The sequence below is a fragment of the Micromonospora sp. 050-3 genome, from assembly GCF_046549335.1.
Lineage (GTDB): Bacteria > Actinomycetota > Actinomycetes > Mycobacteriales > Micromonosporaceae > Micromonospora > Micromonospora trifolii.
The window spans coordinates 158739-183407 of record NZ_JAJPVX010000002.1 but is presented as its reverse complement, the minus strand read 5'-3'; the positions used below and the strand labels follow the sequence as shown (position 1 = coordinate 183407).

21 protein-coding genes are annotated in these 24669 nt (G+C 69.1%); 10 read left to right on the top strand and 11 right to left on the bottom strand.

The features are described from left to right. Positions 1-356 precede the first annotated feature (356 nt). Entirely contained in the window at positions 357-2693 is a 2337-nt protein-coding gene (locus ACLJOK_RS15800; protein WP_410819611.1) for a hypothetical protein, read from the top strand. An 88-nt stretch (positions 2694-2781) separates the two neighbouring features. Here the strand turns inward: ACLJOK_RS15800 and ACLJOK_RS15795 are convergent, their stop codons facing one another. After that, positions 2782-4299 (bottom strand): flotillin family protein, encoded by a 1518-nt coding sequence (locus ACLJOK_RS15795; protein ID WP_410819610.1) that lies wholly within the window; start codon positions 4297-4299, stop codon positions 2782-2784. Between the two features lie 28 nt (positions 4300-4327). Next, a complete protein-coding gene (locus tag ACLJOK_RS15790) occupies positions 4328-4885 on the bottom strand; it encodes a hypothetical protein (RefSeq protein WP_410821506.1) in 558 nt (185 codons plus the stop codon). A 98-nt stretch (positions 4886-4983) separates the two neighbouring features. Between ACLJOK_RS15790 and ACLJOK_RS15785 the strand changes: the two genes are divergently transcribed. Then, positions 4984-5463, top strand: a complete 480-nt coding sequence (locus ACLJOK_RS15785; RefSeq protein WP_410819609.1) for a methylated-DNA--[protein]-cysteine S-methyltransferase — start codon at positions 4984-4986, stop codon at positions 5461-5463. 40 nt (positions 5464-5503) lie between these two features. Here ACLJOK_RS15785 and ACLJOK_RS15780 read toward each other — a convergent pair whose 3' ends face one another. From ACLJOK_RS15780 to ACLJOK_RS15770, 3 genes are all read right to left on the bottom strand, one after another. Then, positions 5504-5728: a hypothetical protein gene (locus ACLJOK_RS15780; protein WP_410819608.1), complete on the bottom strand. Its 225-nt coding sequence runs from the start codon at positions 5726-5728 to the stop codon at positions 5504-5506. A gap of 273 nt (positions 5729-6001) precedes the next feature. After that, positions 6002-7081 (bottom strand): inositol-3-phosphate synthase, encoded by a 1080-nt coding sequence (locus ACLJOK_RS15775; RefSeq protein WP_410819607.1) that lies wholly within the window; start codon positions 7079-7081, stop codon positions 6002-6004. 23 nt (positions 7082-7104) lie between these two features. Continuing rightward, complete coding sequence (locus ACLJOK_RS15770; protein ID WP_030331823.1) at positions 7105-7743, bottom strand: PadR family transcriptional regulator; 639 nt, start codon at positions 7741-7743, stop codon at positions 7105-7107. A gap of 175 nt (positions 7744-7918) precedes the next feature. On the opposite strand from ACLJOK_RS15770, the gene ACLJOK_RS15765 reads away from it, so the two are divergent. Next, the gene (locus ACLJOK_RS15765; RefSeq protein ID WP_410819606.1) at positions 7919-8368 is read left to right on the top strand and encodes a DUF5318 domain-containing protein; all 450 of its coding nucleotides are present in this window, start codon (positions 7919-7921) and stop codon (positions 8366-8368) included. Between the two features lie 139 nt (positions 8369-8507). On the opposite strand, the gene ACLJOK_RS15760 is transcribed toward ACLJOK_RS15765, so the two are convergent. Continuing rightward, positions 8508-8987, bottom strand: coding sequence for a hypothetical protein (locus ACLJOK_RS15760; protein WP_410819605.1), 480 nt, complete (start codon positions 8985-8987; stop codon positions 8508-8510). 199 nt (positions 8988-9186) lie between these two features. Between ACLJOK_RS15760 and ACLJOK_RS15755 the strand changes: the two genes are divergently transcribed. Together ACLJOK_RS15755 and ACLJOK_RS15750 are read left to right on the top strand one after the other, a co-directional pair. Next, positions 9187-11436: a transglycosylase domain-containing protein gene (locus ACLJOK_RS15755; protein WP_410819604.1), complete on the top strand. Its 2250-nt coding sequence runs from the start codon at positions 9187-9189 to the stop codon at positions 11434-11436. A gap of 126 nt (positions 11437-11562) precedes the next feature. Then, complete coding sequence (locus ACLJOK_RS15750; protein ID WP_410819603.1) at positions 11563-13071, top strand: glycosyltransferase family 87 protein; 1509 nt, start codon at positions 11563-11565, stop codon at positions 13069-13071. A 143-nt stretch (positions 13072-13214) separates the two neighbouring features. Here ACLJOK_RS15750 and ACLJOK_RS15745 read toward each other — a convergent pair whose 3' ends face one another. After that, positions 13215-15440, bottom strand: coding sequence for a hypothetical protein (locus ACLJOK_RS15745; RefSeq protein ID WP_410819602.1), 2226 nt, complete (start codon positions 15438-15440; stop codon positions 13215-13217). Then, positions 15437-16228, bottom strand: coding sequence for a deoxyribonuclease IV (locus ACLJOK_RS15740; protein WP_410819601.1), 792 nt, complete (start codon positions 16226-16228; stop codon positions 15437-15439). Before ACLJOK_RS15740 ends, ACLJOK_RS15745 begins: the two co-directional genes overlap by 4 nt. 628 nt (positions 16229-16856) lie before the next feature. Here ACLJOK_RS15740 and rpsF point away from each other — a divergent pair. The 4 genes from rpsF to rplI all read left to right on the top strand — a co-directional run bounded on the left by rpsF (position 16857) and on the right by rplI (position 18506). Beyond that, positions 16857-17147, top strand: a complete 291-nt coding sequence (gene rpsF, locus ACLJOK_RS15735) for a 30S ribosomal protein S6 (RefSeq protein ID WP_036391391.1) — start codon at positions 16857-16859, stop codon at positions 17145-17147. A gap of 80 nt (positions 17148-17227) precedes the next feature. After that, on the top strand, positions 17228-17764 hold the full coding sequence (locus tag ACLJOK_RS15730; protein ID WP_181518404.1) for a single-stranded DNA-binding protein: 537 nt from the start codon (positions 17228-17230) through the stop codon (positions 17762-17764). Continuing rightward, positions 17764-18045, top strand: a complete 282-nt coding sequence (gene rpsR / locus ACLJOK_RS15725; RefSeq protein WP_051723758.1) for a 30S ribosomal protein S18 — start codon at positions 17764-17766, stop codon at positions 18043-18045. Before ACLJOK_RS15730 ends, rpsR begins: the two co-directional genes overlap by 1 nt. 14 nt (positions 18046-18059) lie before the next feature. After that, positions 18060-18506, top strand: a complete 447-nt coding sequence (rplI, locus tag ACLJOK_RS15720; RefSeq protein WP_030487689.1) for a 50S ribosomal protein L9 — start codon at positions 18060-18062, stop codon at positions 18504-18506. A 197-nt stretch (positions 18507-18703) separates the two neighbouring features. Here rplI and ACLJOK_RS15715 read toward each other — a convergent pair whose 3' ends face one another. Further along, positions 18704-20263 carry a hypothetical protein gene (locus ACLJOK_RS15715; protein WP_410819598.1) on the bottom strand — a complete coding sequence of 520 codons (1560 nt, stop codon included), beginning with the start codon at positions 20261-20263 and terminating at the stop codon, positions 18704-18706. A gap of 381 nt (positions 20264-20644) precedes the next feature. Here ACLJOK_RS15715 and dnaB point away from each other — a divergent pair, with 381 nt between their 5' ends. Further along, positions 20645-23485: a replicative DNA helicase gene (dnaB, locus tag ACLJOK_RS15710; RefSeq protein ID WP_410819596.1), complete on the top strand. Its 2841-nt coding sequence runs from the start codon at positions 20645-20647 to the stop codon at positions 23483-23485. Positions 23486-23508: 23 nt separating this feature from the next. On the opposite strand, the gene ACLJOK_RS15705 is transcribed toward dnaB, so the two are convergent. Beyond that, positions 23509-24186 (bottom strand): maleylpyruvate isomerase N-terminal domain-containing protein, encoded by a 678-nt coding sequence (locus ACLJOK_RS15705; RefSeq protein WP_410819594.1) that lies wholly within the window; start codon positions 24184-24186, stop codon positions 23509-23511. Between the two features lie 103 nt (positions 24187-24289). Continuing rightward, complete coding sequence (locus ACLJOK_RS15700) at positions 24290-24664, bottom strand: zf-TFIIB domain-containing protein (protein ID WP_410819592.1); 375 nt, start codon at positions 24662-24664, stop codon at positions 24290-24292. Positions 24665-24669 lie beyond the last annotated feature (5 nt).

Sequence of the window (24669 nt, the reverse complement as noted above, 5' to 3'; positions counted from 1 at the left end):
GCGCTGCCAATGTACAGCGGCACATTGATGATGAGCAGCACACGGGGGTGTGACGCGTGACCATCTACGCGCTGGAATCTTGCTGGCCGGCCCATTCGCGAGGGCAATCATCTGGCGATTGCTGATCGGCCGTGGCACTTAAGCCGTGATCGTCGGCATCTCTTTGGCCTAGCCTCCTCTTCCCCTGGCTCCGTTTGTCTTGTCGCACCGTTGGTGTGCCGGGCTGCGGTGCTGCGCCTCCCTGCTCAAGCATGCGGGGGGCGAACTCGGTCCACATTCAAGAGAGGCGGTACCCGTTGCATTATCCGGTCAGTAATCGAACGACAGTTGTAAGGCTATTGGCAGTCCTTCTGCTCATGACCGTCGGAACGGTAGTCGTTCCGGCTGGTGCTGTACACGCCGACGCCGCAGGCAAGGGCGGCGACTACGTACCGATCAATCAGACTGTGCTGCTGGACACGCGCAGCGGTATTGGCGGCTACACCGGTCCTCGGGACGCAAATACAGTGGCCACTGTCAGTGCGCTCGGGGTTGGCAGTGTGCCAGCCAACGGGGTCAGCGCGCTCTTGGTCGACGTGACGGCGATCAGCCCGACGGTAAACACTTTTGTGACTGTCTACCCGGACCAGACCACGAGGCCAGCGGCCTCATCGCTGAATGCCTCAACCGGTGAGGTCATCTCGAATTCGGTGGTGGTGAAGGTCGGGGCCAACGGCAAGATCGCCCTACACAACCAAGCCGGCAAGGTCAATCTGAAGCTGGACGTGCAGGGCTACTTCACCACCAACACCGGCGGAATCGGCTCCGGCTTCGTGCCGATGGATCATATTGTGATGACCGATACCCGCTTCCCATACTGCTGCGGGCCGGGCCGGCCGGGTCTGCCGGATGAGCCGAGTGTGCCGCCGCGGAAGCTGGCCAGCGGCGAAACTCTAAGCGTCACCCTGGCGCAGCGCAGGATGAATGGAGAGCTCATCACAATCCCGAGCGCTGCCAAGGCAGTGTTGGTGGACGTGGCCGTCATCGGCGCAACCAGCGGGGGCTGGCTGACCATCGGTTCAGACAGTCTTTCCGCCAGTGGCATTGACTATCGTCCCGGCAATACCTCGATGGGGATGAGTGTAAAGCTCAAGGGTGACGGCAGCCGGGTAGTCCAGCTCGTCAACGAGGGATCGGCGATCGACGTCGTCATCACGGTGCAGGGATATTTCACCGACGGCCCGACGACGGGGGCCGGCCTGCGCCCGGTGGATGCCAGCCGGCTGATCGACACCCGCAGTATCAATGGCGGGGTACCGATCGCGGCCGGTGCCACTCTTGAGGTCGCTGTCGGCGGCACCAATCGCCTGCCGGTCCGAGGTGTCGCTGGCGTTGTCCTCAACGCCACAGCCGTCAGTCCTACCGCAGGCGGGGCCTTCAGCGTGGCCGAAGGCTCCTGGTCGACAGATCCCCCTACCCTCGGCCCGGTACTTCGATTCAACGCCGGTCAGTCAGCCCGATCCAGCCTCCTGGTGGCGAAGGTCAACTCTGAGGGCAAGGTGCGCTTCCGCAACACCTCCAGTGGCACCGTGCATCTGGTGGTCGATCTTCAGGGCTGGTTCGCCGACGCGGTGACCCCCCTGCCGATCGCCACGTACTCCCGAACGTCGGTGCTCCAGGCCAAGCCTTCCGGTACCGCCGTCGGACCCATCGAGTACGCCTTCGTGGACAACTTGGGGCAACTGCGGATCGGTCACCAGAGCGATCCGGACAATTTCTTCAACATCCAGTGGACCGCCGCTTCCGGGTTCGAGGCTCTTACCGGGCAGCCGGCGCTGAATCAGCCTGGCGGCAAGCCCGTCCAGGTGGCCGCCCGGCACACCAACGGCACCATCTGGGCCGGCAGCCAGACCGCTGAGGGCGCGGCGACCTGGGGACCGATTGCCACAGTCGGTGGATCGATGGCTGGCCCGCCGACGTCAGCAGTGCTCGGCGACGGAACGAGTGTCATCTTCGGCACCGACGTCGACGGGCGGCTCTGGCACTACCGACAGTCGGGCACCAGTCCCTCGTGGGCGAGCCTGGGTACCGCCGGCCTCGTGGGTTCGGTCACGGCGGTCAACATCGACACTGGCCTGCGAATCATCGGCACCACCGCTGCCGGTTCGGTCAAGACCGCCGTCTACACCAACGACGGCTCCTTGTCGGGCTGGGTGGATCTCGGAGGCACCGTTACCGGTGCTCCTGCGGCGCTCGTCTACCCCGGTTACCGTACGGCCATCTTCGCCCGTGCCGTGGACGGCTCCGTCGTGGTGAAGCAGCAGAACCTCAGCGGTGTGTGGTCATCCAGTTGGAACGGCATCGGCACCCAGATCGCCGCCGGGCCACCCGCCGTGATCCTCGACCCGGTACTCGGACGGACGGCGGTGGTGGCGCGGGGTTCGGACAACGAGATCTACCGGGTCTTCGAGACATCCCCCGGCTCGGGTGCCTGGGGTGACTGGGCGCGCGTCAATCCGGACCACAGCGACCAGGCCGCAACCGACCCGACTGTCAGCCCGATCATCAACAGCGGTGGCAACGGGTGGATGATCGTCTACCGGAACGTCAACGACGCCACGCGAGTCTACGAGCGTCAGGTTCCCTCGTCTGGTGTGTCGGTCGCATCAGCGGGGAAGTTCTCCGGTCACACGGTGCCGGCGCCTCCCGCCTGATTCGGTCAGTGTCGTGAACCGACGGCTCCCGTCACCTCTACCGGTGGCGGGAGCCGTCTTTCGATTCGGTCGACAGACCGCGAAGGCGTCAGCGGCTTTCGACTGCCTTCCCGTCGACTGACGCGGCGCCGTTGCCGGCCGGGGTGGAGGCCGAGCCGAGCCGTGCCAGCAGGCCGGGCAGGTCGATCCCGGTGAGGTCACTGCCGAGTTGGAGCCCCTGGGCCACGTTGCCGGCCACCGACTTCGTCAGCGACGACGCGCCGTCGGTGGAGATCACTGTCATCTTGTCGATGGCCCCGATCGGCGCGCTGGCCGCCTCGACGACCTGCGGCAGCACCTTGACCAGTAGGTCCAGCACGGCCGCCTCCCCGTACGCGGCGAACGCCTCGGCCTTGCGCGCCATCGCGTCCGCCTCGGCCTCGCCCTTGGCCAGGATGGCCGCGGCCTCGGCCTGACCTTCCCGCTCGACCGCCTCGGCGATGGCGGAGCGCCGCCGCTGTTCGGCCTCACCTTCCTTGGCGCCCTCGATGGCATTCGCCTCGGCGAGCGCGGCTCGCCGGGCCCGCTCGCCCTCACCGGTGAGGCGGGCCTGCTCGGCGGAGGCCTGCGCCGCGGCGATGACCGACTGGCGCTGCGCGTCGGCGTGCAGCACCGCCGCGTTGCGGGACGCCTCGGCCTCCTGCTCCACCTTGTACCGGGCCGCGTCGGCCGGCTTGCGAACCTCGGTGTCGAGTTGGCGCTGCTTGAGTTCGGCGTTGCGCTCGGCCACCTTCTGCTGTTCGGAGAGGATCGCCTGGTCGCGCTCGGCCTGGGCGAGCGGCCCGGCCGCTGCGGACTTCGCCTTCGCCGCGTCGATCTCGGCCTGGATGCCGGCCTGCTTGAGGGCCAGGTTGCGGTTCGCCTCGGCGATGGCCTCCTCGGCGAGCAGCCGCTCCTGCTCTGCCTGCTGCCGCGCCCGGGCCTCGGCGATCGCCGCGTCCTTGAGCACCCGGGCGGCCTCGGGCCGGCCCAGGTCCTGAAGGTAGGAGCCTTCGGCGAGGATGTCCTGGAGCTGGAAGGTGTCCAGCACCAGACCCTGGTTGGTCATCGAGTGCTCGGCCTCCTCGGCGACCGCGCTGGCGAACGCCGCCCGGTCCCGGATGACCTCCTCGACGGTGAGCCGACCGACGATCGAGCGCAGCGCGCCGGCCAGCACCTCCCGGGTGAAGTTGTCGATCTCGTCCTGCTGGTGCAGGAACCGTTGGGCGGCGGCCCGGATCGCGTCCTCGGTGCCGCCGACCTTGACGATCGCCACGCCGTGCAGGTCGGCGCGGATGCCCTGCTTGCTGACGGCGCCCCGGATGCCGACGTCGATCCGGCGGCTGGACAGGTCGAGCGACTGGAGCTTCTGCACCACCGGCAGCACGAACACCGAGGCGCCCAGCACGACCTTCTGCCCGGAGTTGTCGGTGGACCGCCCTCCGTCGGCGGTCTGGGTGGTGCGGCCCTTGCGACCGGTGACGATGAACGCCTCGTTCGGGCCGGCCACCTTGATCCGGGAGAGCACGAAGAGCACCAGGATGAGCGCGAGGAGGACCGCGCCCCCGATGGCGATGAGTAGGGCCATATGAGGAGTCCCGTCTATGAGGGGGAGGTCAGTAGGTCTCTACGTGCACGCTGGTCTCGCTGAGCGCCTGCACGACGAAGACCTGGGCGCCGATCGGGATCGGCTCGTCCGCGCGGGCGCTGAGCTTGACCGGTTGGCCGGCGAGGCGAATGCGGACCTCGCCGTACCCGTTGACCGGCACCGGGGTGACGACCAGGCCGAGCGCGCCGACCAGGTCGTCGCGAGTGGGGGTGGGGTCGGTGCGCATGTTCCGCGCCGCCCGGCTCAGCCGGGACGCCAACCAGCCGGTGGGCACGGCCGCGAGCACGCCGCCGGCCACCGCCCCGACGACCATGCCGGGTGTACGCGCACCGAGCAGTTCGTTGACGATGGCCGCGCCGAACCCGAACGCCCCGGCGAAGCCGGCGACCGTCTCGACCGAGATCGGCCCGTCCACGTCGGCGTGCCCGAACTGGAGCAGCTCGGTGCCGAGCAGTGCGAGCGCGAGCACTCCGATGCCCGCCCCACCGATGATCAGAAAGATGAGCGTCCCCGTTGCCACGACCTTGACGGTATCGACGTCGCGCAACGCCGAACGGCCCGGCAGGACGCGAAGATGATCTACCGATGCGGGCTGGGAGTGGCGCTCGGCCCGACGCTGGTGGCCGGGCTGGCGAAGGAGTCCGCATCGGGGAGAATGGGGGGATGCGCTGGGCTGTGCTCGACTCGCCGATCGGTGAGTTCTCCGTCGCCACCGACGGCACGAGCGTCTGCGGCGCCCATTTCGGCCGGGTCGAGGCAGCCGCCGAGGAGCCCGACCACGCGTTGTCCCGGCAGGCCGTCGACGAGCTGCGGGCGTACTTCGCCGGTGAGCTGACCGCGTTCACCGTTCCGGTGTCGGTGCCGCGCGGCTCCGACTTCGAGCGCGCCGTGTGGCGGGAGATGACCCGGATCCCGTACGGGGAGACGCTGACGTACGGCGAGGTGGCGCGCCTGGTCGGCGATCCCGGAGCGGCGCGGGCGGTGGGAGTGGCCTGCAACCGCAACCCGGTCCCGGTGATCGTGCCCTGTCACCGGATCGTCGGCGCGGGCGGCAAGCTGGTCGGCTTCGGCGGGGGCCTGCCTCGCAAGGTCACGTTGTTGGAGTTGGAGGCCGGGGTCGCGCTGCGAGACGCCTGGTCCTGAGTCGTCCCACGCTGGCGGCCGTCCGCTCCCGCTGGGGGTGTTACCCGGCGCTGGGCGGCCCTTCCGGTCCGGCGGCGGGTGAGGCCCGGACGGGCCATGGCGGGTCGATCGCGGTCCGCGGCTGGAAGTAGGCGTTGGCCGGTGGCAGGGCCAGCAGGACCAGCGCGACGAGTATCGCCACCGGCACGCCCAGGCCCAGGGTGAGCAGCAGGGGCTCCAGCCAAACCGGCATGTCGTCCCGTGCCATCGCGGTGATCCGGTCCATGTTCTCGTCGGAGTAGATGGGCGGCGAAGGCCACCCCGCCCGTTGGCTCGAAGGACCCGGCGGCCGTGTGGAAGAAGTCCTGGTACCAGTAGCTGAGTGGCAGTGCGGCCAGTTGCGCGACGGCGGCCAGGGCCAGCAGCAGGCAGGCCAGCGCGACGATGCGCGGCCGAGGAGGTCGGACCGGGCACGGGAGTCACCCTCGGGAGCCGACCCACGTGGAAGGGCCGGGTCCGCTTGGACCCGGCCCTTCGACAAGCTTGGTGATTCAGCGCGTCAGCGCGTGACCTCACCGGCGATGAACTCCTCGACGGCCTGGTGGGCGTCGTGGTCGGCGTACTGCACCGGCGGGGACTTCATGAAGTACGACGAGGCCGACAGGATCGGGCCGCCGATCTTCCGGTCCAGGGCGATCTTCGCGGCCCGGACCGCGTCGATGATGACGCCGGCCGAGTTCGGAGAGTCCCACACCTCGAGCTTGAGCTCGGCGTTGAGGGGGGTGTCACCGAACGAGCGGCCCTCCAGGCGGATGTACGCCCACTTGCGGTCGTCCAGCCACGGCACGTGGTCCGACGGGCCGATGTGCACGTCGCTCTTGCTCATCTCGTGCGGGATCTGCGAGGTGACCGACTGGGTCTTCGAGATCTTCTTCGAGACCAGCCGCTTGCGCTCCAGCATGTTCATGAAGTCCATGTTGCCGCCGAAGTTGAGCTGGTACGTGCGCAGCAGCTCGACGCCGCGGTCCTCGAAGAGCTTCGCGAGGGCACGGTGCACGATGGTGGCGCCGACCTGGCTCTTGATGTCGTCACCGACGATCGGCAGGCCCGCGTCCTCGAACTTCTTGGCCCACTCGGGGTCGGAGGCGATGAAGACCGGCAGGGCGTTGACGAACGCGCAGCCGGCGTCGATCGCGGCCTGGGCGTAGAACTTGGCGGCCTGCTCGGAGCCGACCGGCAGGTAGCAGACGACGACGTCGACCTGCGCGTCGCGCAGCGCCTGCGTCACGTCGACCGGGGTGGCGTCCGACTCCTCGACGATCTCGCGGTAGTACTGGCCCAGACCGTCGAAGGTCGGACCGCGCTGCACGCTGACGCCGGTCGGCGGCACGTCGCAGAGCTTGATGGTGTTGTTCTCGCTGGCGACGATCGCCTCCGCGAGGTCCATGCCCACCTTCTTGGCGTCCACGTCGAATGCCGCGACGAACTCCACGGCGTTGACGTGGTATTCGCCGAAGGCGACGTGCATGAGACCCGGGACGCGGTCGTTCGGGTTGGCGTTCCGGTAGTACTCGACGCCCTGAACCAGGGACGAGGCGCAGTTACCCACACCGACGATGGCGACGCGGACGGAGCCCATAGCGTCTGCCTCCTTCTTTTCTGTCACGGCCGCTCATTCCTGGTCTCTCCAGGCGGAGGCGGGCTGTTGTCTTCTCGTCGGCCGCCGGCTGTCCCGATGTTCGGGACCGTCGGGGCTCGGCCGGAGCGCTCGTTGGCGATGAGCTCCTCCAGCCAGCGGACCTCGCGCTCACAGGCATCAAGGCCGTGGCGCTGCAGTTCCAGCGTGTAAGCGTCGAGGCGCTCGGCCGCCCGGCCCAGCACGTCACGAAGCCCTTCGCGACGTTCCTCGATCTTGCGGCGGCGACCCTCCAGAATGCGCAGTCGGGTCGCCTGGTCGGTCCGGGCGAAGAACGCGAAGTGCACCCCGAAGCCCGTGTCGTCATACGTCTCGGGCCCGGCCTGTGCGATCAGCTGGGCGAAGCGTTCCTTGCCTTCCGCGGTGATTTTGTAGACCACCCGACCTCGTCGGCTGGTCAGCGCGGGAACCTCCTCGGCAGTGGCGGGTGTCTCAGCAGCTTCGGTGATCCATCCCGCCGCCTGGAGCCTGCGTAGCGTGGGATAGAGCGAGCCGTAGCTGATCGCCGCCCGGATCGCGCCGAGTTTGGCAGTCAGCTCCTTGCGCAGCTCATAGCCGTGCATCGGAGACTCCTGCAGGAGGCCGAGGATGGCGAACTCAAGCACTGGCCACCCTCTCTTTACCCTCCGGCGTGGAGTGGTAACCGCCGCGATGTATCGGACCGATACATCGCACGTTAGCGGGTCGCGCGGGCCAGGGCAAACCCCCGTTCCGAGATGCTGTCGTCACGGATTGTGAGCGTGGTCGCCTGCTCGGGTCGGACCGCGTACCCTTCTCCGCATGCGTACGCAGCGCCAGGTCGTCGACTACTCGCTTCAGAAGCGAGCAGTGCTGCGTGAGCTCCTGGCCGGCCGGGTCGGCACGTACGACGTCTGCGACGCGTCGCCGTACCTGAAGAACGCCGCTCGGTTCCACGGTGAGCCGACCGACCGGCGCTGCCCGATCTGCCGGAGCGAAAACCTGACCCTGGTCCACTACATTTACGGTGACGAACTCAAGCAGTCCGCCGGCCAGGCTCGGACACTTACCGAGTTGCCCGTGCTGGCGATGACGCTGCGTGAGTTCCAGGTCTTCGTCGTGGAGGTGTGCCTCGGTTGTGACTGGAACCATCTCGTCGAGCAGTACCTGCTCGGCCGGGACGGTCTGACCGGCGACAGCGACGGCACTACTGAGCAGGACGCGGCGGGCGCCGGAGGCGCCGGTCGGCGGAGGCGAGAGGCGCAACGGTGATCTCAGCTGGTTGGACGGGCCCCGGGGCCGCAGACGGAACCCGGGACGGCCGACCGCTTGTTGGCCCGATTGGCCCGATTGATACGGCAATGACCCCGGTCGGCCGGCACCCCCGTGCCGGCGCCCCGGGTGAAGCAACTCACGGCAACCCGGTGGCGGCGCAGTCGCGCCCCACCGCGACCGGCAGGGTGTGAGGAATGAACTCGTACGGCGATCCCAGTTCTGCGCGCGGACGGACCCAGTACTCGGGTCCGGACGGTGACCCCGGACCGGGCGCGGACGACGCGTACCGCCGACCCGGCGGTGACTCCGGCGGGAGCGGCTGGTCAGCCTCGGAGGGCGGCGCGGCAACCCCAGGGCGGGCCTCGGTGACGCCGAGGGCCGCCGGTGGTCGCGCCACGGTCGGAGGCTCCGCCTCGGTGCCGCCGGCCGCCGGGTCCGCCTCGGTGAGTTCGGCAGCTACCGGCCGGGCCGGTCGAGCCTCGGTGCCGGTGTCACCGGCACCTGGTGTGGCCGCTGGCCGCGCTGGCGCCGGCCGGGCCTCGGTGCCCGTCTCCCCGGCGCCGGCGGGTCGGGCCACTGTCGGTGCCGCCGCCGTCGGCGCGGCCTCGGTCGGCACCGCCTCGGCGGGCCGGGCCAGCGTCGGCTCCGCATCGGTCGGGGGTCGTGCGGCTGTCGCCCGAGCGAGCGTCTCCCCGGTCTCCGGTGGGCCGGGCGGCCCTGGGGGTCCAGGTGGGCCGGGCGGTCCGGGCGGTCCCGGTCGAGGCGGCCGCGGTGCGGGTGACTCGGGCGCGGCCCGGGCCAAGAAGCGCAAGCGGATGAACCTGCTGATCGCCGGGTTCGCCGTCTTCATCATGCTCGCCGGCATCGGCGTGGTCGGGTTCACCTACTACTCGACAAACGTGGTCATGCCGAACGAGATGCCGCTGCCGCTGTCCACCACCGTGTACGCCAAGGACGGCAAGACGCAGCTCGCCAAGCTGGGCAGTGAGAACCGCACCTTCGTGACCATCCAGCAGATCCCGCAGCACGTGCAGGACGCGGTCGCCGCCGCGGAGGACCGGAACTTCTACCGGCACTCCGGCGTCGACTACAAGGGCATCGTCCGGGCCGCATGGAACAACGTCTCCAACGGCGACAAGCAGGGCGCCTCGACGATCACCCAGCAGTACGCCCGCAACGCGTTCGAGAACCTCAAGGACGACACGTACGGCCGGAAGGTGAAGGAGGCGATCCTCGCCTCCAAGCTGAACGACAAGTACGACAAGCCGACGATCATGCAGCACTACCTGAACGTCATCTACTTCGGTCGTGGCGCGTACGGCATCGAGGCGGCGGCACAGACCTACTTCGGCAAGCCGGCCATCAAGCTCACTCCCGCCGAGGGAGCAGTGCTGGCCGCAGTGATCAAGCAGCCGCAGCCGAGCGAGACCCACAGGGGGTTCGACCCGGGGGTCAACCCGACCGATGCCAGGTCGCGGTGGGACTACGTGATCGGCGGCATGAAGAAAGAGGGCTGGCTGGACTCCCCCAACCACCCCGCGGCGCCCACCGAGTACCCCAAGGTGCTGCCGCTCAAGAAGGACGGCGTCGGCTTCGGTGTCGACAGCCCGCGCGGCAACGTCATCAACTACGTCCGTCAAGAGATGGACGAGATGGGTATCTGCTCCGACAGCGGTGCGGAAGGCAAGACGAGCTGCGTCGACGCGCTGCGCGATGGCGGCTACCGGATCACCACCACCATCGACCCGAAGCTCCAGGCCGCCGCGGAGAACACCGCGATGCAGTCGAAGAAGGGTTCCGAGCTCAACGACCAGCCGAAGAACCTGATGGCGGCGGTGGTCTCGATCGACCCGAAGAAGGGCCGCGTGCTCGCCTACTACGGCGGTGACAGCGGCGCCGACTTCGACTACGCCGGCAAGAACATCGACAAGAACGGCGACCTGACCGGTGGGCACCAGCCGGGCTCGTCGATGAAGGTGTACACCCTGGCCGCCGCGATCGAGGCCGGCATCTCGGTCAAGTCGCACTGGGACCCCACGCCGTACAAGCCCGAGGGCTCCAGGGACACGATCGGCAACGCCGGCCGCACCAACCTCAAGTGCGGCAAGTACTGCACCCTCGAAGAGTCCACGGTCCAGTCGTACAACGTTCCCTTCTACTGGGTCGCCGACACGATCGGCGCCGACAAGGTCGTCGACATGGCCCGGAAGGCCGGCGTGACCACCATGTGGGGCGTCGACCCGCCGCAGGCCTTCGACCTGTCGAAGAAGGGGGCGAAACCGTTCGACAACTACACCGGTTTCGGCAAGTACCCGATCACCGTGTTCGACCACGCCAACGCCATGGCCACGTTCGCGAACGACGGCAAATACATCAAGGCTCACTTCGTCGTCAAGATCGAGCAGCAGGACAAGGACACCGGCAAGTGGAAGGTGGTCGGCAGCGAGCGCATCAAGCCGGAGCAGCGGATCCCCAAGAAGATCACCGACGAGGTCACCGGTGTCCTGAAGCAGATCCCCCGCCCCAACAACATCTCGCTGGAAGACGGCCGCCAGGCCGCCGCCAAGACCGGCACCTGGGAGTACGACAACAAGGACAACTCGCACGCCTGGACGGTCGGCTACACCCCGCAGAACGCCACAGCCGTGTGGGTGGGCAGCCGGGATCCGAGGAAGCCGCAGATCAAGCTCGCCAGCGGTAAGGACATCGGCGGTTCGACGCTCCCCGGCCCGATCTGGGAGAAGTACATGAACACCGCCCTCAAGGGCCAGGAGGAGATCCCCCTGCCCAGCGTCACCGGCGAGGGTGACGTCACGAAGGGCAACGGCAAGGAGCCGCCGCCGCCACCGCCGACCAACCCCGGGGGCCAGGGCCCTCTCTGTAACCCACTGATCGATCTGCTCTGCAACCCCGGGGGCAACAACCCCGGTGGCAACCCTGGGGGCAATCCCGGCGGTAACCCCGGTGGCAACCCTGGGGGTAACCCCGGCGGCAATCCTGGCGGTGGCGGCACAGGCGGCGGTGGCGGCGGGCAGTTGCCCAGCCTGCCACCCAACCGGGACTGACCCACACCAGCGCACGACGCCGCCGCCGGCCGGACGACCTGTCCCGGCCGGCGGCGGCGTTTTCGTACCCGGAACTCCGTGCCGGGACGGGACGGGCACCCCTGTCGTACGGCAGGATGCCTCTTCATGAGCACCCAGTCGACGCCCGGCATCGACGACGCCGGAACCACCGATCACCCGTCCCGCTCCGACGGGTTCGTCCGCGGCATCTCCAGCGTCATCGGCGGGCCGGTGGGCGACCACGCGACCGCGCTGAACCGGCCGGCCGGTCGGGAGCGTCGCTTCTGGACCGCCGTGCGGATCGTGCTGGCGATGGTGTGCCTCACGCTCGCGCTGCACTGGGTGCAGAAATCGCCCTGCCAGGACGGCGCCTGGCAGAACAACGTCCAGTACACCCGGTTCTGCTACACCGACGTCCTCGCCCTCTACTACGCCGAAGGGCTCAACGAGGGCAAGGTGCCCTACCGTGACCACCCGGTCGAGTACCCGGTCCTGACCGGCTATTTCATGGGGGCACTGGGCCTGCCGGTGCACGCCATCGGTGACGGCGACCCGAGCATCAACCAGGGTCAGTGGTTCTACAACCTCAACGCGCTGGTGCTGGGCGCGCTCGCGGTGGCCACGGTGGCCGTGATCCTGGCGTTGCGCCGCCGACGACCCTGGGACGCGGCGATGTTCGCACTCGCCCCGGCGTTGGTGCTCACCGCCACCGTCAACTGGGACCTGCTCGCCATCGGGCTGGCCGCCTTCGGCCTGCTGGCCTGGGCCCGAAGACGACCGGCGGTGGCCGGCGTGCTGCTCGGGTTGGCCGGCGCGGCGAAGCTCTGGCCACTCTTCCTGCTCGGCCCGATCCTCATCCTGGCGCTACGGGCGGATCGGGTTCGTGCCGCACTCGTCGCCATCGGGACGGCGATCGCGGCAGTGGTGCTGGTGAACCTGCCGGCCGCCCGCGCGTACCCGGAGAACTGGGACCGGTTCTTCGAGCTGAACACCACCCGGCCGATCGACTGGGGCACGCTCTGGTACATCGGGCGCTACCTGGACGGCAAGGTCGGCAACGACCCCGCCAACCTCGGCCCGTTCGAGTGGCTCAACGCCAACATCCCGACCCTCAACACCCTCTCGTACGCGCTGTTCGGGCTGGCCTGCCTCGGCATCGCCGTGCTGGCGCTGCGGGCGCCGCGGCGCCCGCGGCTGGGTCAGCTCGCCTTCCTGGTGGTCGCCGCGTTCCTCATCTTCAGCAAGGTCTGGTCGCAGCAGTTCGTGCTCTGGCTGCTCCCGCTGGTGGTGCTGGCCCGGCCGAAGTGGGGCGCGTTCCTGGCCTGGCAGATCGCCGAGGTCTGCTACTTCGTCGCCTTCTACGGGGAGTTGCTCGGCGCGGCGACCAGCCGTCCGGTCTTCCCGGAGGGGGTGTTCGTGCTGGCCTCGACGCTGCGACTGGCCACTGTGGTGGTGCTCTGCGTCTTCGTCGTCAAGGAGATCCTGCACCCCGAGCAGGACGCGGTGCGGGCCACCTACCCGGACGACCCGGACGGTGGCGTCCTCGACGGCGCCCCAGACGCACAGTGGACAGACCGCTGGCGACGCCCCACGGCGAACAGCGAACAAGCACCCGTACCGGTGCCCACGACCTGACCCTGAGGCCGACCGCGGCCGGCACCACGTCAGGGTTTTCGGGGGAGCCCGTCCGGCGCAGGGATCAAGCCTGACCGCCCGGAGCCGGGCGGGCTCCCCCGAAAACCCGCCTTAGAGAGCAGCCGCGACAAGCCGCCAGAGCTTCACAGGCGATAGACGACAGCGTCGCCGACTTCCTGCCGGCTGATGCCGAGTGACTCGACCGGGGCGTCGATGTTGATCTCCCACGGCGTGCCGGCCACCTGGCCGCGCAGCAGCACTACCGTGCGGACGCCGAGCGTGCGCAGGTAGTCGACGCTCGTCTGGTCCGGGAACGACTGGCTCACCCGACGGACGTCGTCGAGCTGGCGCGGCGTGAAGCCGCTACCGCCGTTGACCACGTCGGGGAACCCGCTGGTCGACCAGAGCATCACGTGCTGGTCCAGGCTCTGATTGCTGGGCAGCACCAGCAGCGGACCCTCCGCCGAACGCATCGCCGCCGGTTGGGTCGGCACCACGGGGTGTGGGGTGGTGTTCAGGCCTTCGACGGTGACCAGCAGCAACGGCAGCAGGGTTGCCATCCGCAGCCACGGCCCCGGCCACGACGGAATCCGTTGCGCGGTCAACTCGCGGACCCGGTCGGTGAGCGCGGTGACCGCGCCCGCCGCGAGCAGGCCGAGCAACAACGTGGTCCAGAGCATCAACCGCCCGGGGGTACGCAGCCCACTCCAGCCTGGCAGGTGCTCGAAGAGCGGCACGTAGGTGAAGGTGCCGTCGAAGAAACGGGTACCCATGGCGAACGCCATCGTCAGCAGCACCCCGGCGAGCAGCAGCAGTCGGTGCCGCAGCCGCCAGACCGAGAAGAACAATCCGCCCGCGGCGAGCGCGTAGAGCACGAAGCCCGGCAGCAGGGTCATCTCCGGGTGCCACGGCAGTGCCGCCCGGGCACCCTCGTGCAGGCCACCCCAGATCCGCGACTCCCCGGGTGCCGTCACGAAGCCCGACGCCGGCGGCGAGAAGAGGCTGATGTCGCCGATGGTGCGCTCGGCGTACGGGTGCAGCTCGGTCACCTTGAAAAACGGGAACGCCATCAGCAGACCGACACCGGCGAACAACACACCGCCGAGCACGTCGGCGGCGAACAACCGGCGACCGAACGGAACTGTCTGCCCGGTGCGCAGCCGCCGCGCGAGGAACAGGACGGCAGCGACCAGCACCACGCCGGCCAGGAAGTACGCGAATGGCAGACCGATGCCGAAGCCGAGGCTGAGTTGCCAGGCAGCCACCAGCCAACCGGCGTAGACCCAACCGTCATGCCGGCGCTCCGGCCGGTAACCGTGTCGGAGGGACCACCCGTGCCCGCGCGCCAACATCGCCAGCGCCAGCGGAATGCCCCCGTTGGAAAGCACGTGCAGGTGCCCGGCCTGGGCCAGCAGCCACGGCGCGTACGTGTAGCTCACCCCCGCGACGGCAGCACCGATCCGGCCGGCCCCGAGCTGTCGGGCCAGCGCGTACGCCCCGAACGTGGCGAGCGCGTGCGCCAGCACGAACATGATGTTGTAGCGCAGCACGGCGTCCTCGGGACCGCTGCCGAGCATCCCGGCCGGGGCATACCCGAGCAGCGTGTCGGAGAACGCGAAGCTCCACAGCTCGGGGAAGAACGTGTTGGACTGCCACAGCCGCGCCGGGTCGGCCAGCAGGATGTGCCCGGACCAGGCCATCTGCCAGGCTTGCAGGCTCGGGTCCCAGTAGTCCTGCGGGAGGGTGTAGCGCGGATAGCGCAACGTCGGCCAGGTCATCATCGCGGCCAGCGCCAACGCGCCGAGGGCGGCCAGGGTCCACTCGTGGATCAGGAACCGGCCGACCCGCCGGCCCGCCCGACTGAAGATCGAGGGCCGTGGCTCCGGTGCGGAGGCGAACGCCTGCCAACGCTCGGGGCCGACCGGCTTCGCCTCGCTGTCGGCCTTGTCCGTAGCGTCGGCGGCGTCCGCCTTCGCGCCCTTGGTCGCGCCGCCGTCCTTGGTCGCGCCGCCATCCTTGGTCGGTTCGCTGTCCTTGGCTGCGTCGGTGCCCTTGGCGGTGCTGTCACTGGCGGCGGTGCCGCCCCCGGCGGCGTCCTGCTTGGCCGTGTCGCCCTGCTTGTCGCGCCGGGCCGCGTCCTTGACGGCACCGCTTGTCGCGGGGTCGGCCTTGGAGTCGCCGTTCGAGGCTGTTCCGGTCGCTCCACCGTCGCCAGATGGCGGCTGGTCCGCGGTGGTCTCGGCGGCGGGCTTGTCGGAGGTGCGAGCCGGCTGGGTGGGAGCGCCGGCCGTGGTGGCGGGTTGACTCTCGGTGTCCGCGCCGGTGGGGGTGGGCCGGGCGTTGCCGGTCCCGGGCTGTCCGCTCGTCATGCCGCCGGGCTCTCCGCTCCGAGCTGCTCACGCAGAAAGTCGATGTCGGCGGCCTGGCCGGTCACACCGCCCGGTGTCTCGACGACCACCGGCGCGCCGGCCGCCCGGATGACCGCCACCACCAACTCCGGGTCGATCGTCCCGCCGCCCAGGTTGTCATGTCGGTCCTGGCCGGAGTCGAACGCGCCCTTGGAGTTGTTGGCGTGCACCAGGTCGATCCGCCCGGTGATCGCCTTGACCCGGTCGACCAGGCCGAGCAGCTCCTCGCCGCCCGCGTACGCGTGGCAGGTGTCCAGGCAGAAGCCGACCTCGTAGTCACCGATCGCGTCCCAGAGTCGGGCGATCGCGTCCAGCCGTCGGGCACAGGCGTTGTCGCCGCCGGCGGTGTTCTCGATCAGGACCGGTACGCCGAAGCCGCCGGAGTCCGCCGCGTACGCGAAGGTCTTGCGCCAGTTGTCGAAGCCGACGGCCAGGTCGTCGCCGGCGTTGACGTGCCCACCGTGGACGATCAGGCCCTTGGCGCCGATGGCGGCGGCCGCGTTGGCGTGCCCGAGCAGCAGCTTGCGGCTCGGGATCCGGATGCGGTTGTTGAGCGTGGCCACGTTGATGACGTACGGCGCGTGCACGTAAAGGTCGACCTCGGCAGCGCGCAGCCGCTCGGCATCCTCGCGAGGCTTGGGCGCCTTCCAACCCTGTGGGTCGGCAAGGAAGAACTGCACGGTGTCGGCGGACCGGGCGGCCGCCTCCGCCAGCGGGTCGGTCGAGTCGACGTGGGCTCCGATACGCATGCGAGCGAGCCTACGTCGCGACCCCGACCGGCGGGGCGACGGCCGGGGCGGTGTCGCGTCACCGGAGGGACCGACGATCGTTGATGGGTTTGAACCGGAGACCAGCTTCCCGGTGCCCCAGCGGCGCGAGCGTCGCACACGGCGACCGGCGGTCGACGGCCGACAGCGAGGTCACCCCCGCGGCGCGGCCCGGCGCAGCGGGGGCGACCCCCTCGTACACCGGCTACCGAGCGACGACGAATCTCCAAAAATTGTGCTTTTCCCCCCGACAAGGTACGAGTGCTGTTGTATCGTCAGATAACAACACGATAAAGCTCCGCGGGGCGTCTTCGGTCCAACCTCATCGGTGTGGTCGTTCCTCCCCAGGTCCCACCCAAGGAATGCGGACCGGACGCCCCGCGGCCTCGTAGACGGGGGCCCACCATCGACCGATTGACGGTCGGACGGTGGGCCCCCGTCGGTACGTCCGGGTCCGGACCCGACCACCCCGGGCATGATCGTTGGGACCGGGTATCCTGGTCAGGTTGTCCGTGTCCGGCCGGGTTCCCTCGGCGCGTGCGGGCAGCGACACAAGACCTCCTGCCACGGAAGGACCGTGGCCGCTTAGCCCACAGGAGGTGAGCACGTCTTGCGTCACTACGAACTAATGGTCATCCTCGACTCCAGCCTCGAGGAGCGCACCGTCGCACCGTCGCTCGACACGTACCTGAACGTGATTCGGACCGCGGGTGGCTCGGTTGAGAAGACCGACGTGTGGGGCCGCCGGCGCCTCGCGTACGAGATCAACAAAAAGGCCGAAGGCATCTACGCCGTCATCGACCTGCAGGCCACGCCTGCTGCGGTGGCCGAGCTGGACCGTCAGCTCCGGCTCAACGAGTCCGTGCTGCGCACCAAGGTCATCCGACCGGAAATGCGCTAGAGCATCCAACCCCGGTTCGTCCGGATCAGCCTCCGCGACTCTGTCGTACGGCTCTGCGAGCCTGTACGGCGAGACGCTGAGTGCGCGAGGAGATGGTCATGGCAGGAGACACCACCATCACGGTCATCGGCAATCTGACCGATGACCCCGAGTTGCGGTTCACCCCCTCCGGGGCTGCGGTCGCCAAGTTCCGAGTCGCTTCGACGCCCCGTTTCATGGACAAGGCGTCGAACGAATGGAAGGACGGCGAGCCGCTGTTCCTCGCATGCACCGTGTGGCGCCAGGCCGCCGAGCACGTCGCCGAGTCGCTGCAGCGTGGCGCTCGGGTGATCGTGTCGGGCCGGCTGCGTCAGCGGTCGTACGAGACCCGCGAGGGTGAGAAGCGCACTGTCATCGAGCTTGAGGTCGACGAGATCGGCCCGTCGCTGCGCTACGCCACGGCGAAGGTGCAGAAGATGTCCCGCTCCGGCGGTGGCGGCGGCGGCTTCGGTGGCGGCGGTGGCGGTGGCAACCAGGGTGGCGGCGGAGGCAACTTCGACGACCCCTGGGCTTCGGCTGCTCCTTCTCCCGCGCGTGCCGGTTCGGGCGCCAATTTTGACGAGGAGCCACCGTTCTAATGGCGCCTAGCGCTCGCGATCGCAAACCAGGAGCACGTGCAACGGCCAAGGCTGCGGCACTGCGCAAGCCGAAGAAGAAGGTGAACCCGCTCGACAAGGACGGGATCGCCTACATCGATTACAAGGACACCGCACTGCTGCGCAAGTTCATCTCCGATCGCGGCAAGATCCGCGCTCGTCGGGTGACCGGCGTTACCTCGCAGCAGCAGCGGCAGATCGCCCGTGCGGTCAAGAACGCCCGTGAGATGGCACTCCTGCCGTACACGGCCACCACCCGCTGAGAGGAGGCACCGATATGAAGATCATCCTGACTCAGGAAGTGTCCGGCCTCGGTGCCCCGGGCGACATCGTCGAGGTCAAGAACGGCTACGGCCGTAACTACCTGCTGCCGCAGGGCTTCGCGATCGTCTGGACCAAGGGCGCGGAAAAGCAGGTCACGGTCATCAAGCGGGCCCGTGGGGCCCGCGAGATCCGCGACCTCGACCACGCCAACGAGGTCAAGGCTCAGCTCGAGGGTCTCAAGGTCAACCTGAAGGTCCGCGCCGGCGACGGCGGACGGCTCTTCGGCTCGGTCACCCCGGCCGAGATCGTCGACGCCGTCAAGGCCGCCAGCGGCCCGGTCCTCGATCGTCGCCGGCTGGAGGTGCCCGGTCACATCAAGTCGATCGGCGCCTACCCGGTGAAGATCAAGCTGCACCCCGAGGTGACCGCGTCGTTCAACCTGAACGTCGTTCAGGGCTGACGTCCGCAACACCACCACGAGGGCCCGCACCGAGCGATCGGTGCGGGCCCTCGTGCGTACGTCGTCCAACCCGGCACTGCCCGGGCCAAGATGGTCGCCACCGGCATGCCCCGTCGCCCAGCGGGGCCCCGACCTGCCTCCGGCTAGCGAGGCCCCGACCCGACGCCCGCCCGGTCTGGCCCCGACCCGCCGACGGGTCAGCCGATGGGCTGGCCCGTCACCGCGCTGATCAGCACCGTGGAGAGGCCGCCGCCCACCACCGCGGCGGCAACCGCGATGGTCGCCGAGCGCCACGTCGTGCCCACCCGCCGAAGCAGCGCCGCCACCACCAAGCTGCTTACCAGCGCCAAACCGAAGCGCGGCGAACCAGCCAGCAGTGACTCCAGCGCGCGGGACCGGGCGGACTCACACCCGCCCCCGCTGATGTCGGTCACACAACCAGCCGGCGCCTGGCTGTCCAAGGTCAACAGCCAAACGAAGATCAGCATCGCCGGCACCAGGTAACAGGCCGCCGTGTACAGCAGAGGCCGGACGGACCCACCCGGATCCGGGTCCAGCAGGTCGTCCTCCAGACGCCGTGCCCAGGCACCAGTAGCCGCCGACTCGACCCGCCGACGTACCGACGCCGTTCCCACCGCCGGCCGGTCCGCCCGACGCCCGGGCGCACCCGCACGTGGTGCACCTTCGCGCGGCGCAGGCGCGCTGCGCGGCCGTGGGGCCGTGTATCCCACCACCGGAGACCGGGGCGCCGACGTCGTCGGATCCATCCAACGCGGGTCGTCATCGGCCAACCGAGTGCCGGACCAGAACCCGTCTTCCCGGCTCGGCCACCCCTCGGCCGCCACCGAGCGATCGGAGCGCGGCGCCAGCGTACGGTCCCACTCGTCGTCCTCGATCGCGGACCGCTCCCACTGACCGGTGCGGTCCGACCGCTCCCAGCCACCGACGCTCTCCACCGCCGACCACTGCCCGCTCAGGTCCCCGCCGTCCGCGCCGGCTGCCGGCGGCCACGCGTGCACGCCCGAGGCGTCCCACGGGTCCACAGCAGGCGGGTACGACGGTTCGGGCTCCGCCGCGCGGTTCGATCCGCGGGCCCACGGGTCGGCCGCCGGACGGGACCAGGAATCCTCCGCCGCACGTCGGCTACGCCGGCTGGGACGGCTCGGCTCCTGGTCCGGCACCTGCTCGCTCGGGGCGGACTCCGACTCCCCACCCGACCAGATCACCTGGGGACGGCCAACGGGTGCGCGGCGGGGACGCCGGTCCGAGACAGCGCCCGAGACCGGCTCGTCCTCCCCGGCTGCGGCTCGACGGCGGCCGGCGTACCCCTGCTCCTGCGGCCGGTCGAGCGTCCACTCTCGGGTGTGGTCCGAGTCTGGCGCCGGACCGATCGCTGCCTGCTCCCGCCGACGCGTCTCGCCGCCCCGCCGCCGACCACTCGACGACTCGGCGGACCGTCGGCCTGCACCGGAGATCGGCCGCTCGGGCTCGTCCTCAGCCTCGTCGTCGTCCGGCGCCGCGTGGCGACCACCGCCGTCCGCGTGCCGGACCCCTGACTCCAGCGCCCACCGGGGCAGGTAGGCGTCGACAGGCTCATCCTGGCCGCGGTCCAACGCACGCCGACGGCTGGAGGTGCGGTAGCGCCCGTCCTCGTCGTACGGATCAACCGGAACGGACGCCGCGCGCTCACCCCACGAGGCGGTTGGCTGGCGCTCGCGCGGGCTGCCATCGCCGCGTCCCCAGTCCCGGTAATTCACGGCCGGAGTGTGACCCTTCTGAACCGAAAGCGGAATCCGCTGTCCAGGTGTAGCCGTTCGCTGGAGATAGTACGGGACGATCGTGTCACAGGCCCGACCGAAATATTCTCCTCCACAGGCTGGGGAGTATGTATTCGCAGGTCAGCGACATATGGCCGAGAATTCCCCAATGGTTATCCACAGGCTGTGCACACGCTGCGCACATGCTGTCCACCGGGATCCACAGGTTGTCCCGAGGCTCGTCCACCGGCGTTGTTGAGTCTCTGACCTCGGGGTCCGTATGGTTGGCCCTCGACCGTCGGCGATGGCCCCCGATCGACCGGCCCGGTCGGAGGAGAAGTGTCGTACCCCAGCGGTAGAGCTGGGGTTGGATCCGGCGCAGTGGAGGGGGGACCCGTGTCGATCACCGACGACATGCGGGCAGAGCCACGCTCCGGCGGAGGCCAGCCACCTGCGCAGCAGCGGGATGGCCAGTTCGACAAGACCCCGCCCCAGGACGTCGCGGCCGAGCAGTGCGTCATCGGCGGCATGCTGCTCTCCAAGGACGCCATCGCTGACGTCGTCGAGATCCTCAAGACCAACGACTTCTACCGGCCGGTGCACGCCACCATCTTCGACATCATCCTCGACATCTACGGCCGGGGTGAGCCGGCCGACTCGATCACGGTCGCGGCGGCGCTCGCCGACTCCGGAGATCTGGTGCGCATCGGTGGCGCGCCGTACCTGCACACACTCATCGCCAGCGTGCCCACCGCCGCGAACGCCGCCTACTACGCCCGGATCGTCAGTGAGCGGGCGGTCCTGCGCCGGCTGGTCGAGGCCGGCACGAAGATCGTGCAGCTGGGCTACGGCACCGCCAGCGGCGGCAGCCGCGACGTGGACGACGTCGTCGACCTCGCCCAGCAGGCCGTGTACGACGTCACCGAGCGGCGGGTCAGCGAGGACTTCGCGGTCCTGGCCGACATGTTGCAGCCGACGTTGGACGAGATCGAGGCGGTGGGTGCGACCGGCGGCATGATGACCGGCGTCCCGACCGGCTTCAGCGACCTGGACCGACTGCTCAACGGCCTGCACGCGGGGCAATTGATCATCGTGGCGGGCCGGCCTGGTCTGGGTAAGGCGCTTGCGCTCGACACCCCACTGCCGACCCCGGACGGCTGGACCACGATGGGCGAGGTCAAGGCCGGCGATCAGCTACTGGGTGCGGACGGCTCTCCGACCACCGTCACGCACGCCTTCGACGTGATGCGCGACCGTCCCTGCTACGAGGTCGAGTTCTCGGACGGCGCAGTCATCGTGGCGGACGCGGAGCACCTGTGGAAGACGACCACGCGGGCGAGCCGGCGGCAGGAACCAGCGCGGCAGAGGCGGCACTGGTCAGAATCGTCGCTGGCCAACGTACGGGCGGCTCACAAGACGCTCAGCGCCGTGCGAAACCAGCCGATCACCCTCTTCGACGCGATCGAGCAGGTGGGGCCAGAGTTCCGGCATGTCCTGCACACGGTCGCCCGCGAGGTCGGGTCGATTGGCCGGATCAGTCGCCCCATCGTCCGCAACGGCAGGACGCGGAACTGGACTGCGCCCGGCTACCCGGCCGATCCTCTGCTGACCGTGCTTCTTGAACGAGCCGATGGGAACACAAACGCCGGCAGCCGGGCCGCCCACGACGGTGTCGTCACCACTGCTGACATCGCGGCCACGCTGCGAACCGATACCGCCCAGCCGCGGCTCAACCATGCCGTACGAAATTGCGCTCCCATCCAACTCCCGGACCGTGAGCTGCTGGTCCCGCCCTACACCTTGGGGACGTGGCTCGGTGACGGGCACAGCGGTGCCAGCCGCTTCACCACGGCAGATCCGGAGATGGTTACGCACGTCGAGGCGGATGGCTTCGTCGTGCGGCAGAGCGGGCCGATGGTCTACACCATTCTGCTGCAGCCCACCTCCACTGCTGCGGGGAACGGTGTCTGCGTGGACTGTGGCGGTTCCACCAGGGCGTTGCGTGAGAATCCAGCGACCAGGAAGTGTGCCGACTGTCGTCACCGGAACGGTTCCTTCCTCGGGCTGTTGCGTCAGATCGGGGTAGCGGGAAACAAGCACATCCCGGGCGTCTATCTGCGCGCCTCGGAGGCTCAGCGTAGGGCGCTACTGGCCGGGCTGATGGACACCGATGGGACCGTCGCCCCGGCCGGCAACCTCCAGTACACGTCGACCTCGAAGCGGTTGGCTGATGACGTACGCGAACTCATCGTCAGCCTCGGCTACCGCTGCACTGTCAACGCCAAGCCGGTGCGCGGCCGCACCCGCGAGTCGTCGATCGCGTACACGTTGAACTTCTCCACCCCGGATGTCATCTTCCGGCTCAGGCGCAAGCAGGACGCACACGCCGAACGCCGCCGGACCACCTCCGACGTCCGAACGACCTCGCGGTTCATCGTCGACGTCCGGCCGGTCTCCAGCGTTCCGGTGCGGTGTGTGACTGTCGATAACGACGAACACCTGTACCTGGCCAGCCGGTCGATGATCCCTACCCACAACAGCACGGCCAGCATGGACTTTGCCCGACATGCTGCTATTCGCGCCAATCAGGCGGCAGCCATCTTCTCGCTGGAAATGAGCAAGGTCGAGATCGTCATGCGGCTGCTCTCCGCTGAGGCACGGGTGCCGCTGCACGTACTGCGCAGCGGTCAGCTCTCCGATGATGACTGGACCAAGCTGGCCCGGTGCATGGGCGAGATCAGCGAGGCACCGCTCTTCGTCGACGACACGCCGAGCATGAACCTGATGGAGATCCGGGCCAAGGCTCGGCGGCTCAAGCAGCGGCACGACCTCAAGATGATCGTGGTCGACTATCTCCAGCTGATGACCTCGCCGAAGCGCACCGAGAGTCGTCAGCAGGAGGTCGCGGACCTGTCCCGTGGTCTCAAGCTGTTGGCCAAAGAGGTCGAGTGCCCGGTGATCGCGGTCAGTCAGCTGAACCGTGGCCCCGAGCAGCGCACCGACAAGCGACCTCAGCTGTCCGATTTGCGTGAATCTGGATCAATTGAGCAAGATGCCGACGTTGTCATTCTTCTGCACCGCGACGACTACTACGACAAGGAGTCACCGCGGGCCGGGGAGGCGGATTTCATCATTGCCAAGCATCGGAATGGACCCACCGACACAGTGACCGTCGCGGCCCAGCTGCACCTGTCCCGCTTCGTCGACATGGCCATCGGCTGACCGACGCGGCAACCCGTCGTCGGTCAGCCGAGCAGTGGGAACCAGCCCGCCGACTCGCCCAGTGCCAGTCGGTCCCGGTCGGTCAACGGGACGCGCCCGGTGGCCTTCAGCAGGAAGTCGTGGTCGTCCCACGCGGTGGGTCGAACGGTGTCGTCGCTGAGCAGGCCGTCCATGGTCGCTACCGCGACGCGTACCGCCAGCGGGCCGGGCGGCGGCGCGTCGGGCAGTTCCAGCGTCAGGTCCAGGTGGTGGACGGCGGCCTCGGTAGTCAGGGTGGCGAGGAAGTCCGGTACGCGCAGCACGTGTCCCTGGGTGGTCACGTACCCGTCGGGGTCGGCGGACGTGGCGGCGCGGACCGCCGCCGGCGCGGTGTCCCGCCAGAGCTCGACAATCCCGGTCGGGCGGTCGAAGGCGGCTGCCGATCGGCGGACCCACCAGCCGTGCCGGGCGGCCTCGTCATCGTTGCCGGGGAAGTCGCGCCAGTAGCTCACGTCGTCGACGTCGGCGGGGCCGTCGACGGGGCTGGCCAGGGTGACGAGTGCCCGTTGGGCGTCGCCGAGCACGTGCAGGAGCAGGTCGGCGATGAGCCAGCCCCGGCAGCGGGTGGCTCGTTGCAGGTCGGCGTCGTCCAGGCGATCGACCACTGCGGTGATCCCGTCGTACGCCTGGGCCAGCGCCTCGTCCGGTCGGATCGCGGTCATGCGATTCAGCCTCGCATGAAGCTTCGCGCCCGCCAACGATCAATGGCCCGGGTGTGTGCCCGGGCCGACGCGTGATCGACCCGGGCGTGAGGTCGGCCTGGGATCAGCCGAACATGTCGTCGAGGAAGCCCTTGCGCTTCTTCTGCCGGTAGTGGCCGTGGTAGCCGTGGTGTTGCTGCTGCTGGTGGCCGTAGGCCGGCTGCGGCGGGTAGCCGTGGGCGGGCGGGGGCGGCGGCGGGACGGCGCCGTAACCGGGCTGGGGCGGCGGGGGCGGGTAGCCGGCCGGCTGCTGCGCGGGTTGCCCTGGCGCGCCGCCGCTCTGTTGGCGGCTCCAGTTGGCCTCCGCCTCGAACAGCTTCTCCAGCTCGCCGCGGTCCAGGAAGATGCCTCGGCACTCCCCGCACTGGTCGATGACGACGCCGCTGCGCTCGTACTGGCGCATTTCTCCGTGACACTTGGGACAGGTGAGGCTACTCATCGCCC